At 44.0% G+C, this 13,519-nt stretch carries 15 protein-coding genes; 1 reads left to right on the plus strand and 14 read right to left on the minus strand.

Annotated features, from left to right (window positions below; genetic code table 11):
* Positions 1 to 11 precede the first annotated feature (11 nt).
* Positions 12 to 884 carry a YitT family protein gene (locus QF06_RS09450; RefSeq protein ID WP_003230635.1) on the plus strand — a complete coding sequence of 291 codons (873 nt, stop codon included), beginning with the start codon at positions 12 to 14 and terminating at the stop codon, positions 882 to 884.
* A 41-nt stretch (positions 885 to 925) separates the two neighbouring features.
* Here QF06_RS09450 and ypjB read toward each other — a convergent pair whose 3' ends face one another.
* From ypjB to QF06_RS09520, 14 genes are all read right to left on the minus strand, one after another.
* Positions 926 to 1,720, minus strand: coding sequence for a sporulation protein YpjB (gene ypjB / locus QF06_RS09455; RefSeq protein WP_003230633.1), 795 nt, complete (start codon positions 1,718 to 1,720; stop codon positions 926 to 928).
* A 68-nt stretch (positions 1,721 to 1,788) separates the two neighbouring features.
* Positions 1,789 to 2,382, minus strand: coding sequence for a lipoprotein heptaprenylglyceryl N-acetyltransferase LhaT (locus QF06_RS09460; RefSeq protein ID WP_021481535.1), 594 nt, complete (start codon positions 2,380 to 2,382; stop codon positions 1,789 to 1,791).
* A 110-nt stretch (positions 2,383 to 2,492) separates the two neighbouring features.
* Positions 2,493 to 3,260 (minus strand): menaquinol-cytochrome c reductase cytochrome b/c subunit, encoded by a 768-nt coding sequence (locus QF06_RS09465; protein ID WP_003225562.1) that lies wholly within the window; start codon positions 3,258 to 3,260, stop codon positions 2,493 to 2,495.
* Between the two features lie 34 nt (positions 3,261 to 3,294).
* Positions 3,295 to 3,969 (minus strand): menaquinol-cytochrome c reductase cytochrome b subunit, encoded by a 675-nt coding sequence (gene qcrB / locus QF06_RS09470; RefSeq protein WP_003225560.1) that lies wholly within the window; start codon positions 3,967 to 3,969, stop codon positions 3,295 to 3,297.
* A 1-nt stretch (position 3,970) separates the two neighbouring features.
* Positions 3,971 to 4,474 carry a Rieske (2Fe-2S) protein gene (locus tag QF06_RS09475; RefSeq protein WP_003230627.1) on the minus strand — a complete coding sequence of 168 codons (504 nt, stop codon included), beginning with the start codon at positions 4,472 to 4,474 and terminating at the stop codon, positions 3,971 to 3,973.
* Positions 4,475 to 4,616: 142 nt separating this feature from the next.
* Positions 4,617 to 5,063 (minus strand): YpiF family protein, encoded by a 447-nt coding sequence (locus QF06_RS09480; RefSeq protein ID WP_014480115.1) that lies wholly within the window; start codon positions 5,061 to 5,063, stop codon positions 4,617 to 4,619.
* Positions 5,064 to 5,117: 54 nt separating this feature from the next.
* Positions 5,118 to 5,657, minus strand: coding sequence for a ReoY family proteolytic degradation factor (locus QF06_RS09485; protein ID WP_015251820.1), 540 nt, complete (start codon positions 5,655 to 5,657; stop codon positions 5,118 to 5,120).
* Positions 5,658 to 5,728: 71 nt separating this feature from the next.
* Positions 5,729 to 7,000 (minus strand): tetratricopeptide repeat protein, encoded by a 1,272-nt coding sequence (locus QF06_RS09490; protein WP_003230620.1) that lies wholly within the window; start codon positions 6,998 to 7,000, stop codon positions 5,729 to 5,731.
* 335 nt (positions 7,001 to 7,335) lie between these two features.
* Complete coding sequence (aroA, locus tag QF06_RS09495; protein WP_003246068.1) at positions 7,336 to 8,622, minus strand: 3-phosphoshikimate 1-carboxyvinyltransferase; 1,287 nt, start codon at positions 8,620 to 8,622, stop codon at positions 7,336 to 7,338.
* A gap of 10 nt (positions 8,623 to 8,632) precedes the next feature.
* Positions 8,633 to 9,748 (minus strand): prephenate dehydrogenase, encoded by a 1,116-nt coding sequence (locus tag QF06_RS09500; protein WP_003230615.1) that lies wholly within the window; start codon positions 9,746 to 9,748, stop codon positions 8,633 to 8,635.
* A 48-nt stretch (positions 9,749 to 9,796) separates the two neighbouring features.
* A complete protein-coding gene (gene hisC / locus QF06_RS09505) occupies positions 9,797 to 10,879 on the minus strand; it encodes a histidinol-phosphate transaminase (RefSeq protein WP_043940144.1) in 1,083 nt (360 codons plus the stop codon).
* Between the two features lie 9 nt (positions 10,880 to 10,888).
* Positions 10,889 to 11,692: a tryptophan synthase subunit alpha gene (trpA, locus tag QF06_RS09510; protein WP_041849968.1), complete on the minus strand. Its 804-nt coding sequence runs from the start codon at positions 11,690 to 11,692 to the stop codon at positions 10,889 to 10,891.
* Entirely contained in the window at positions 11,685 to 12,887 is a 1,203-nt protein-coding gene (gene trpB, locus QF06_RS09515) for a tryptophan synthase subunit beta (RefSeq protein WP_041849969.1), read from the minus strand. The genes trpA and trpB overlap by 8 nt, the downstream gene beginning before the upstream one ends.
* Positions 12,868 to 13,515, minus strand: coding sequence for a phosphoribosylanthranilate isomerase (locus QF06_RS09520; protein ID WP_041849970.1), 648 nt, complete (start codon positions 13,513 to 13,515; stop codon positions 12,868 to 12,870). Before QF06_RS09520 ends, trpB begins: the two co-directional genes overlap by 20 nt.
* Positions 13,516 to 13,519: the final 4 nt, after the last annotated feature.

The raw sequence follows: 13,519 nt of genomic DNA on the forward strand, positions 1-13,519 counted from the left end.
GGTTTTGTGTGATGCTTGGAGAAATTAGATTAAAAAACATATTTTTTATTTTAATCGGAGCGGCAATTTTTTCATTTGGCTTGGTTCATTTCAATATGCAGAACAATCTGGCTGAGGGCGGTTTTACAGGTATTACACTTTTGCTTTATGCCCTTTTCCACATCAGCCCCTCTATCTCGAACCTGGTGTTGAACATTCCGATTTTTTTTATTGGCTGGCGTTTGCTCGGCAGGACAATGTTTGTTTATACCCTTGTCGGCACTGTAGCCTTGTCTTTGTTCCTCAGCATCTTTCAGCGATATGAAATACATATGCCCCTTCAGCACGACTTAGCGCTCGCCGCTTTATTTGCCGGCGTATTCATCGGAGCCGGACTGGGAATTATTTTCAAGTTCGGCGGAACGACAGGCGGTGTTGATATCATCGCACGTTTAGTGAATAAGTATTTTGGGATCCCGATGGGCAGAACGATGTTTGCTTTCGATGCCTGCGTCATCATTTTGTCTTTGCTTACTTATCTCTCCTATAAAGAAGCGATGTATACGCTGGTAGCTGTATTTGTAGCGGCAAGATTAATCGATTTTATTCAGGAAGGCGGATACGCTGCTAAAGGCGCTACGATCATCTCTTCGAAAAACGACCTGATTCAGAAAAAGATTCTTGAAGAAATGGAACGAGGCGTCACCATTTTGAAAGGACAAGGTTCCTACACAAAAGAGGATATAGATGTACTTTATTGTGTGGTGCCGAAAAACGAATTGGTGATGCTGAAAAGCGTGATTAACTCCATTGATCCCCATGCCTTTGTAGCGGTAAGCGATGTTCACGATGTGCTCGGAGAAGGATTTACGCTTGATGAAAATAAAAATCCGCTTCCGCGCTGACATGTAATAGAAAAAAGGCGGCTGACTGCCGCCCCTCATCCTTATTTAGGGTAGTCCCTTTTTTTCAGCTTGTTTTTTTCCGCCTTGTACTTTCTGTAACCGACATAGGTAAGAGCAGTAATGATGATACTGCCGGTTGTAATGATCACCCAGAGTAAAGACGGATCGGCATCATCCTCCTCCACCCTGTCAAACACATTTTTCAGGTCATGCTGAAGAAGGGAAAGCCGTTCAAGCTTCGTGCTCTCTGTCATTTGCTGAAATTCCTCTTGCTCAATGACGTCTATATGTTTTCCGACTGTTTCAAGCTGATCCTCTGATACATCGATTGTAAGACTGGGGTAAATCAAGTCATATAAACTGATAAATTCATTCCATTTTTCATGAAAGCTTGTGCTTCCATTCTTTTGGACATCTCGCTTCAGCTCAGTAAAAGCTTCCATAATCGGTTTTTCCAGTGAGCCCCAAAGCGGGTCAGACCGATTGTCAACCGCATCCATCAGCATCCTGAACTGCGCGGCTGCTCTGAGTTTTTGTGTGTCTGATGTATCAGCTTGCTTTAAACTCCGAACCATATCATTATAGCCCAATGTGATTTGACGAATTTGGGCTCCCGTTAGCATGGGGTCTTGCTGTTTTTTCTCAGCGGATTTTAATGTTTTTTCAAAATACTCCAAGACTTGAAGCGCCTCTTCATATTTCGCCTGTCGGGTCATTTGAAAGACTGTATCGGATAAATCATTCAATTCCTCGAGGCTTCCCCGCTCTGCAGCCTTGGCATTTCCATTATAAAAAATAAGTGCAATCAACAAACAGATCGTCAGCTTTCGTTTCATGCAGGTCCCTCCCACTCTCTCTCCTTACAGAATATGAAGAAAGGGACAAGGATAGACCAACATTGTCTTTACATCAGCTCAAGCTTCGTTTGCTTTTTTGAGACCACAAGAAAGTAAGCAAGCGCGATTGAGAAGATGCTTAGCCAAAATGTTCCGTATCCTATTTCAGTCATATAATCAGAAAGCATTGAATACCGCGGCATCATATCAAACAAGTAGTCAATGACATCGTTATGCAGTGTCCAGACTGCAGCAATTGCAAGATGCCAAAATGAAAAACGAAAATACGGACTGTATAATACGCCTTGAACAGCCATTGCAAAATGCGAAGCAATTAGCATGTAGCCCTCCCACGGCAAGTCACCAGTTACTGCAAGCACAAGAAAATTCATAGCCACCGCCCATAGGCCATACTTTACGAGGGTAACTAGGGCAAGCGCCTCAAAGAACGGAGCATTCCGTTTCATGAGAAAGGCAAGCAGCACAAACAGAAAGAAAAACGTTGCTGTCGGACTGTCCGGAACAAAAATCAGGAAACGGGCCGGTGTCTCCAAAAGCTGCGGCAAGTACCAATAGTAGCCGTAAACCGTTCCCAGAAAATTAATGGCTAAGACAAGAATAAGCATCGGCCGCTGCCCTAATACATATTGAAACCATTTCACATCGAATCAACTCTCAGTCTGTAAAAATAATATGTCCAAATAAAAAAGCTGACGCCGGGTCAGCTTTTGATAATAAAAGTATATCCTTCCATTTGACAATTCACAATACGTTATTTTGCGGTTGTTTCAGAAATAAATTTTGCAAGTTCTTCGAGTTGCTTATCATTTCCTTTGAACACACCCGCCGGCATTTTGCCTTTCCCTTCTACAGCGATTTTTTTGATTTCATCCGGTTTCAGCCCGCTGTCAACCAATGAAGGCCCGGCCGCTCCTCCCTGAAGGTTATCCCCATGGCAAGAAATACAGCCCTGTTCCTTAAAGACCTTATATCCTTCTGCATTGGTGTCAATGTCGGCTTCTTTTGTGATTTTCCCCTGTTCTTCTGCCTTGGCCCAGTCATGAGTAGCAACTGACTGCCACGTCAAAAATACAGCAGCGGAAATGGCCAGAAGCATCATACCGACAGCGACCGGACGCTTCCACGGCCTTCTTTCTGTCCCTCTGTCTAGGAATGGAGCCAAAAGCAGGGCCCCAAAAGCGAGACCTGGCATAATCATGGCGCCGACCACTGTAAAGCTTCCGGCGGCGTATTCATACTTCAACAGCTGGTATAAGAAAAGAAAATACCAATCCGGCAGCGGAATATAACCAGTATCAGTCGGGTCCGCCATCCGCTCCAAAGGCGGCTGATGCACAATCGTCAAAACGAGAAAACCGATGAGAAAGACAGCTCCAACCATCCATTCCTTTAACAAGAAATTTGGCCAGAAAGCCTCTGTTTTACCGGGATACTCCGAATAATCCTTCGGTATATTCGGCTTTTTTTCAGCCGGTATCCTTGAGTCGCCTACAAATTTCATCCCTTTGCCCCGGTGCATGTCATCCCCTCCCTTTTATTCGCAGATCAAGAGTTTAAAGCGGTCCTGAAATCCCCTGCTTCCGGATCATAATAAAATGTGCAGCCATCAGCCCGAACAATGCGGCAGGAAGAAAAAATACATGGATCGCAAAAAACCTAGTCAGCGTTTGGGCGCCTACAATATCCGGATGCCCTGCAAGGAGCGTTTTAACTTGCGTTCCGATCAAAGGCGTGGCTTCGGCGATCTGCAGCCCGACTTTTGTTGCAAACAGAGCCTTCATATCCCAAGGAAGCAAGTAGCCTGTAAAGCCAAGACCGAGCATAACAAAAAAGATCAGCACACCGACAATCCAGTTCAGCTCGCGCGGTTTTTTATACGCGCCTTGGAAAAAGACCCTCAGCGTATGTAAAAACATCATCACAATGACCAGGCTCGCACCCCAGTGGTGCATCCCCCTGACAATCTGGCCGAATGCCACTTCATTTTGCAAATAATATACCGATTCCCAGGCATTTTTGATATCAGGCACATAATACATCGTTAAAAACATTCCAGATAATACTTGGATAACGGTTACAAAAAACGTCAGTCCCCCAAAGCAATACACAAACGCAGAGAAATGATGGGCGGGATTCACATGTTCCGGTACTTCGTGATCGGCAATATCCCTCCACATCGGTGTAATATCAAGCCGCTCGTCTACCCAGTCATAAATTTTGTTCAGCATGTCACCCTTCCCCCTTAGGCTTTGCTTTTCCAAGATACAGGAAGCCGTCTTTTACTTCTTGCTCATAATGATCAAGAGGCGCAAGCGGCGGCGTGCCAGGGACATTGGTGCCGTCCTTTTCATAGAGTCCGTAATGGCATGGACAAAAGAATTTATTCGGGTTTTTAGGATCACTATTCCAGTTCACCGTACACCCTAAATGTTTACAAATTGGCGAAAGTGCTACAATTTCATCCCCGTTTTTGAAGACCCAGGCTGATCTTGACTCTTCTGACTCATACCAGGCATCGACTTGATTAATTTTAAAATCAAAGCGCTGCGGCTCTTTTGTCAACTCATCAACGCTGACAACCTGAACCATATCCTGCTTCCCTGTCGATTTTAATACCGGGTCGAGTGCGAAGCGAACCATAGGCATGAGCATACTAGCCGCCATAAAACCTCCTACGCCTGTGAGCGTGTAATTCAAAAATTGACGTCTGGATATATCATGTTTTCCGCCCATCTCTTCTCCCCCCTCTAGGTCACCCCTGCAAACTGACTAAAATAGAAAATATTGCAATAACTCTAGACACCCTCATAATATATGAATCTCTCAGCAAGGTCAATATAGCCAAAATATTGTTTATAAGGAAATGTAAGTGTTTTTATGAAGTGCTCCATAACTGTAACAAAACGTTCAAAATTTCAGCAGTGCGTTCATCCAATATTTTTCTTTTTAAAGAGTCATTTAAATGCTCTAATGGAACAGACGGTGTAACAATCATTTTGCCTAACGCATCCTCAGCTCTCCAACTTTCGTCAGATGTGAGCAGGACAACATGCGGAAATTCCGTTATCAGCTCTTCCCGCAAATCCTTAAGCCCTTGAACGGTTATTTCATTTCTATCAACATATGTATAAGGAGGAAGTAAATATACCCGTCCCTTTAACTGCCTTTCAAGTTCTTCTGAGAGAAGCTGCGTAAACTCGCCTTTCTCCGCCGCCATTTTAAAATGGTTATTAACTCTTATGTTAATTAATGGTATGACAGCGGTATCAATGTAATCCTTAGCTTGTAAATAGTCCTTGGCATCAGTGATTCTCCACCTCATCGTTCTCCCCCTTTACGGCAACAAGCCTTGCAATTCACTGCAAGGCTGGTCATATTATGTGAGCTGATTTAATTGGCGCGATAATTGTTCAAATGCCTCTTTATCATGACGATCTAACGCCTCGTCAATGTCTTTTAATAATTTTTCTCTTTGGAATGTGGAAATAGCGTGCTCTAAAATCTGTTCCGCCAATCCCTGATCTTTTTTATTCTCAAAAAGGTTTTTCGGAATATGCGGGTTGGACTCCAGCACCGCCGCATATTCAGGTGAGCTGTAAGCCGAACGGAAATTAAGCTGGATAAACAAATCTTGCTGTTTATTTAATCTAATATCATGAAAAGATTTTTCCGCGTCGGTAGTCATGACATTCTCTTTATAGAACCGGAACGGAACTTCTTCAACACAATGTGTTGACATTATAATGCCTCTCGGGCAAAATTCAGCCTGCTCCACAAAATGAACCTTCTCCATGAGAGAATCATGGCTCATTAAGTAGTTCAAGATCCAAACGCACTCTCGGCGCTTTAACTGATAATGGTTTAAAAACCAACGGATAAAATCTTTTTTCTCATTGACAGAAACAGGGGTCTGCATGTAATTCCCTCCTCTATCGTTCGTATAATCTATATACTTATATGTTCCACATGAATGGTTAATATTCCTGCTTATCTAGAAAATTCATCCTCGATTCGCAAAATCGTTTCTTCCAGTTCTTCATTGGCTCCGTCCATTTCAAGAACCTTTTTCAAAAGCGGCAGCGCTTCTTTTTGAAGACCTTCTTCTAATAGGAAGCTTGCGTATTCATATAAGAAATCTCTATCCTCCCGGTAATGAAGATAGGCAGCCTCAAAGGATTGTTTTGCTTCCTCGTATTGCTCTAATTCAGTATATGCGCTTGCAAGATACCAATTGTATTTCGGATCTTCTTCACCGTAGCTTCGAACCTCTTGAATAAGATCAATGATCTGATCATAATCCTCTTCTTTGTGATACACGGCAAGAAGTGTATGAAGCGCCTCAACAAAGCCCGGATCAAGCGCAAGCGCCTCCTGAAGCAGCTTTTTCCCCTCTTCTGACTTCCCGATTTTTAAGGCCATTTTGGCGGCATAAAGGAAAAGTTCTTTGTTATATTCATCATATCTGATCCCCTCTTTTGCCGTTTTTAATGCCTCTTCATACATTCCTTCAGCTTCATAGCTTTTCGAGAGCGGCATATAAAGTGAAGTATAAGATGGATCAAGCTCCTTTAAATCAGACAGCTGCTTAATAGCTGTTTTCACAAGCCCCGCCTGTAAGGCTGTAAAACCATAGCCGAAAATCGTATTAGGATCAGGATTCTCATCGACAGCTTTCTCATACCATGGAATGGCATCCTCAAATTCACCTGAGGCACTTAACGATTCTGCCAGTCTTTGATGGACATTAACGCCCCCGATCTCACTCTGCTCCTCAGCCGTTGTTTTAAAATATTGAACCGCTTTTGCATAGGCTCCCTGAGCAAAGTAAAGTTCTCCCAGTGCAAAATCAATAACAGGTTCATTGTCCAGAATGGACTTTGCCTGGAAAAGCTTTTGTTCACTGACTTCGAATAACCCCTGCATCTGATAAAGATCCGCCATAAGCAGCAAACTTTCCGGATATGATGGATCTGTTTCCGGAATAGTCTCCAGCACAGCGAGGGCTTTTTCTTCTTCGTCAATATCTATTAAAAGTTCAGCGTAGAAATTCGTCAGTTCTGTTTCATTTGGATATAAATCATGTAGATCACTAATCAGTGAAATGGCTTTTTCTACATCGCCCCACTCGTAATAAAGCTGGGCTGCAATGGCTTTATCTTCATCATGCAGCTGTTTTTCAGCCTTCGAGAGCGTGTTGAGGCCTTTTTCTGTTTCACCTGCTTCAACTAATTTTATGGCTTCTTGAATCAATGTATTCAAATCGGACCGGTCCTTTCTTTTCCTATACAACATCAACCATACAAAAAAAGCTTTATTTGTTCGGGTTAATCTTATCATAATTCAGACGAATGCCCCCGGCAAATAAGATGCTTCTGTACGGAAGGGAATTATTGAGTCTTATTAGTTTACCAAAAGATCTTGAGATAGAAAATGAAAAAAGGAAGATCGCCCTCTGTACAGTAAAGCAGCTCTTTGACCTGCCGGCTTGTAAGTAAAGCACATCCCCCCTTTTCGTTTTTCTATCCGTTCTATAAGACAAGCTATGTTTTTTCGCCTCGAATTATGATCTGCATAAAAAATCCTGAAGTAAAACTTCAGGATTTTTTCGAAAGCTTATTTAAATGCTCGAAGAAGGTTGGATAAGAAACGTGAATGGCATCCGTGTGCTCGATTTCAATCGGCTCCTCCGTTATACAGGAAGCAATACCAAGCATCATTCCGATTCGATGATCTCCGTGGCTGGACACTGCAGCGCCGCCTTTCAACGTTTGTTTGCCATAAACCTTCATTCCATCTGCTGTCGGTTCAATTTCAGCACCCAGCTTGCGAAGCTCAGAAACAACAGTATCAATACGGTTTGTTTCTTTCACTTTTAGCTCTGCCGCGTCCTTAATAACGGTGGTTCCTTCCGCCTGAGTCGCAAGAAGCGCGATGATAGGGATCTCATCAATTAAACGCGGAATGATATCTCCTCCGATTTCAACTGCCTTTAGAGATGACGTTTCTATAATCAAATCTCCATAAGGCTCTGCACCGCTATCAGCAGATGGTTTGATTTCAAGTTTTGCCCCCATGTTTTGAAGGACATCAATAATACCTGTCCGAGTCGGATTTAAACCTACGTTTTTCAATACAATTCTGCTGTTTGGAACCATCGCGCCAGCAGCAAGGAAAAACGCGGCTGAAGAAATGTCTCCAGGAACAAAAATATCAGCAGCTGTCAGTTTCTGGCCACCAGCAATGGAAACACTCGTTTGATCTTCAGAAAGCTTAACGCCAAAAGCAGAAAGCATCCGCTCAGTGTGGTCCCGAGATTTATGGGGCTCTGTTACAGTTGTTGTGCCCTCAGCCTGTAATCCGGCCAGCAAAACAGCAGATTTAATTTGCGCGCTTGCAACAGGTGATACATAATCAATTCCTTTTAATGAAGCGCCGCTCACTGACAGCGGTGTAAACTCTCCGCCGGCTCTGCCGTCGATTTTAGCCCCCATTTTTTTCAAAGGCTCAGTCACACGCTTCATTGGGCGCTTCGCAATGCTCTCATCTCCGGCTACCGCGCTGTAAAAAGGACGGCCCGCCAATATTCCGAGCATCAGGCGAATCGTTGTACCTGAATTTCCGACATCTAAAAGGCTTTCTGGCTCTTTCAGGGCATCGATTCCTTTTCCGTGAATCACGACATCGCTGCTGCTTTGCTCAATGTGAACACCCATTTTTCTAAAGCAATCGATCGTGCTCAGACAATCTGCTCCCGGCAGAAAGTTTTTAACTGTTGTTGTGCCTGCCGCTAGCGCGCCAAACATAACAGAGCGGTGAGAAATGGATTTATCACCGGGAATATGTATTTCTCCATGTAAGGTCTGCACCTTATCTCGTTTCATTTTTTCCACCTCAATCAGCATAAAAAGTTTCATATTCCGCCCGGGCTTCAATGCATTGTTCTGCCCTTTTGCGGTCGTCATCAGACTGAAAACTGATCCTTAAAATCCCGTTAATATCCTCTCGTGTTTCGATAATGCGGATATTCGTGATACTGATGCGCTCCGCAGCTAAGATCGCTGTTATCTCGGATATTACACCCGGATGATCGGGTACATCCACATATAAATCATAAAATGCAGGTATCGCTCCCTTCTGCCGAAGCGGCAGCCCGTCGCGATAATCCTTGGCTGTTTTAAAATAACGAAATAGATTTTCCGCATCTTCTTGTTCTACATATGTACGGATCTTGTCAATTTCACGAATCCACTCATCAAAACGGTCTAAGATTTTATCTTTATTATGTAATAAAATATCCCGCCACATTGCCGGGCTGCTTGATGCAATCCTTGTAATATCTCTGAACCCGCCGGCAGCAAAACGCTTAACAAGCGGATACAGGTTTTCCGAATGATGGGTTTGGTGAACAAGGCTAGCTGCTACAATATGCGGAAAATGACTGATTACGCTTGTAACGCCATCATGCTCCTCTGGCGACATTTCCACAAAATGGGCATTCGTCCCCTTCAGCAGGTTTTTTAACTGTTCCACAGCTTGTTTGTCCGTTTTCTGGCCTGGCGTTAAAATATAAAATGCATTTTCAAACAGGAACTCCTTCGCAGCGGCCACTCCTGATTTATGTGAACCCGCCATCGGATGCCCTCCGACAAATTGATAGCGGCTAGGCAGCACTTGATCAGCGTAATCAACCACTTTTTGCTTTGTGCTTCCTACATCCGTAATCAAAAGCTCATGTTCAATTCCTGAATGAGCCAGCTCTTCAAGCATAACCAGTGTTTGTTCAACAGGTGTCGCAATGATTACTGTAGCTGCCTCTTTCACACCGCTAATAAACGAATCAGCACGATCGTCTATCACGCCTAATTTTAATGCCGCTACCGCCTGTTCATCAGAGATGTCGATTCCGATAATCCGTTTGCCGGGATGATTTTTTTTGATGGCTAGGGCAATCGAACCGCCTATCAATCCGAGACCGGCGAGCAATATTGTATCTTTCATTTGATTCATACGTCATCACCTGGTTTATAGACTAAAGAGGTGATATTTGATCACCTCTTATAAAATTTCAGCTAAAATGGCAAGTATTTCTTCATTTTGCTCTTTTGTTCCGATCGTAATCCGGAGTGATGTCGGGAAACCTAATGCGTTTCCTGACCGGACGATATAGCCTTTTTCCAGCAGAGCCTGAAACAGTTCATCAGCAGGACGTTTAAAGTCAATTAACACAAAATTTGTCTGTGAAGGGTAGCACTTTAAACCATGAGTTTTCGCAAAATCATAATACTGCTGAAGGCCTGCATTATTTTGCTCGACACAGGAAGCAATAAACGCTTGATCATCAAGTGCTGCAATCGCCGCAGCCTGGCCCAGACGGCTCGTATTAAACGGCTCTCTCGCCGGCTCAATCTGGCGAATCAGGCTCTCGTCAGCAATTCCGTATCCGACTCTGAGCGCTGCCAGACCGTATGCCTTTGAAAATGTGCGCAAAATCATCAAATTGGAATACTTGCTTAAGAGCGGCACGGTTTCCGGGTAATCCTCTGCTGTGACATATTCATAATATGCTTCGTCAAGAACAACAAGGACACGTGAAGGAACGCGCTCCAGAAATGCGAGTAATTCTCCTTCAGATGTATAAGTGCCAGTCGGATTATTCGGGCTGCATATCCAAACGACTTGTGTCTGTTCGTCGATGGCTTCTAACATGGCGTCTAAATCATGTGAGCCGTCGGGACGAAGTGCAATTTCACGTACTTCAGCACCTTCAATGACCGCATTATGTTTATATTGCGGAAAAGTGGGGGCAGCAGTAACCGTGTTTGTTTTATCGTTTAAAAATGCCCGGCAGATGATCTGTATGATTTCATCAGAACCGTTGCCGAAAATAAGTGATGTTTCGCTGACATTGAGGTGCTTACTGAGCCTTGTCCGCAAAGCGGCGCTATACCCGTCCGGGTAAAGGGCAAGCTGTTGAATCTCATGATGAAGCGCCTCTTTTGCAGCCTCTGAACAGCCGTAAGGATTCTCGTTTGAAGCAAGCTTCACCACTTTATCCAAGCCATATTCTGATTTCACTGCTTCAATCGGCTTTCCAGGCTGATAAGGCTTCAGCTTTTTTAAATTTTTTTTGATACGCAAACAGTCACCTCATTTTAAACTGTACAAGCCGCTAAACGCCATTGCATAATCCTCAAACTCCTGCAGCGCCTGATTTCTCGTTTCAGCGCTGATGAGCCGGTCCTTTAATTCTTCTATTTTTCTGACGAGCGCACTTCCCACTACGACACCGTCACTAATTTCATTCATCTTTATGACCTGTTCACGGTTTGATATACCGAACCCTACAGCAACCGGAACAGCGCTGAGATTCTTCACAGTACGAATGAACGGGTACACGGATGAATTGAACTCATTGCGGACACCGGTCACACCCAGAGAAGATACACAGTAGACGAAGCCCTCGGCTTGTTCAATAATGGTTTTCAAACGGCTTTCGCTTGTCGGCGCAACCAAAGAAATATACGTCACCTCATGGCTTTTACATTCCTCTTGAAGGCTGTTGCTTTCTTCTAGTGGCAGATCCGGAACAAGCAGACCGTCAATATGATTTTCCTGCAGTAAAGCGAAAAAGTATTCTTTGTTCAATTGTAACACAGGATTATAATACGTAAAGAGGATAATCGGAATATTCACTCCGTTTTTTTTCATTTCTCCGCCTAATTCGATTGCCTTTACGATATTCATTCCTTGATCAAGTGCCCGCTTTGAAGCCCGCTGGATCACCGGACCGTCTGCAAGCGGGTCAGAGTATGCAACACCAAGCTCCAATGCAGTGGCGCCTGCTTTTTGGAGTGACTTCGCCAGTTCAATCGAAACCTCAGGAACTGGATCGCCCGCCGTAATAAACGGGATAAACAATTTTTCTGATGGTTGAAGATCCAATTTAAACATGGGCTTTCACCTCTTCTTCCAATACCTTCATTAATGTGTTGACATCCTTGTCTCCCCGTCCTGATAAACAGACGAGAATGAGTTGACCGCGATCCATTCCTTTGGCGAGTTTGAATGCTTTCGCTAACGCATGGGCAGATTCGATTGCCGGCAAAATCCCCTCTTTTTCTGACAAAAGCTTTAATGCATCCACCGCTTCTTCATCAGTGATACTGTCATAAGTGACACGGCCGCTCTTATGCAAGTATGCGTGCTCCGGACCGATTCCAGGATAGTCGAGACCGGCTGAAATAGAGTAGGGCTCAATAATTTGCCCGAATTCATCCTGAATGAGATAAGTCAATGAACCGTGAATAACCCCTACGGTTCCTTTCGAAATAGTGGCGGCATGAAGAGGCGTATCAATTCCTTTTCCTGCTGCTTCAGCGCCGATCAGTTCAACATCTTCATTTAAAAATGCCTGAAACATACCTATCGCATTGCTTCCTCCGCCTACACATGCCACTACTTTATCAGGCAGAGTGCCTTCAATACGTTTCAACTGGTCCTTCGCTTCCTCTCCGATCATTTTTTGAAATTCACGGACCACTTGCGGATAAGGATGCGGGCCGACAACTGATCCAATCATATAAAAGTGATCCTCACAATGCTGAACCCAGTACCGGATCGCCTCATTTGTGGCATCCTTCAATGTTCCGTTTCCGCTTGTTACAGGCACTACCTCCGCTCCAAGAAGCTTCATGCGGAAAACGTTCAGAGACTGGCGGGCAACATCCTCTTCACCCATAAACACAGTACAGGAAAAGCCGAATTTGGCTGCAACTGTTGCAGCGGCAACGCCATGCTGGCCGGCACCAGTTTCAGCAATGATTTTCGTTTTGCCCATTTTTTTAGCAAGCAGCGCTTGACCTAGCGCATTATTGATTTTATGAGAACCTGTATGGTTTAAATCTTCTCGTTTCAAATAGATTTTCGCGCCGCCTAAGTATTCAGTGACTCGATCAGCGTATGTTAATGCAGTCGGCCGTCCGGAATAGTCCTTTAACAGCTTATAATATTCTTCACGAAAAACAGGATCATCCTTGATTTGCTTAAATGCTGTTTCTATTTCATCTAACGGCTGCATGAGTGTTTCCGGAACAAACTTTCCGCCAAAATCACCGTATCTGCCTATTTCATTCGGATATGGATACATATCGGTTCATCCTTTCTTCTAAAAGCCTCATCAGATTCTGATCTTTTTGTCCGTTTTTTTCAATTCCGCTGGCAAGGTCAATTCCTTCTGGCTGCCATTTCAATAGGCCTGTGATGCTATCCGGATTCACGCCGCCAGCGATAAAGCAGCGTTTACCAATAGCCGCATGCTGATATTCCGGCACACATTCCCAAGAAAATGCAACACCAGTTCCGCCTCTAGACCCTTTTACAGATGAATCAATCACAAAGCCGTCAACATTATCTTTAAAGCGGGCTATTTCTTGAGTTGTGTTATCTTGATGGTGAAGCGCCTTCCATATTTCACAGCCTGTCAGCTTGTGAAGAGCATCAGCATCCGCCGGTTTTTCATCACCGTGAAGCTGAATGACGTCGAGCTTCAAGCTCTTGGCAATACGTGACATCGTCTCTATTGATTCATTAACAAAAACACCTGCAACCTGTTTTTTGACACGAACTTGGTTCAGCCATTTTTTCACATCTTGCGGAGATACTTTTCGTTTGCTTTCAGCAAAAATAAATCCTAGGTAATCAGCCTGTGATTCCGCCGCAAGCTGCAAATCCTTTAGTGACCGAATACCGCAATATTTTAATGCCGGTTTCTTCAAAACC

It is taken from the genome of Bacillus sp. YP1 (assembly GCF_000877815.1).
GTDB classification, from domain to species: domain Bacteria; phylum Bacillota; class Bacilli; order Bacillales; family Bacillaceae; genus Bacillus; species Bacillus subtilis.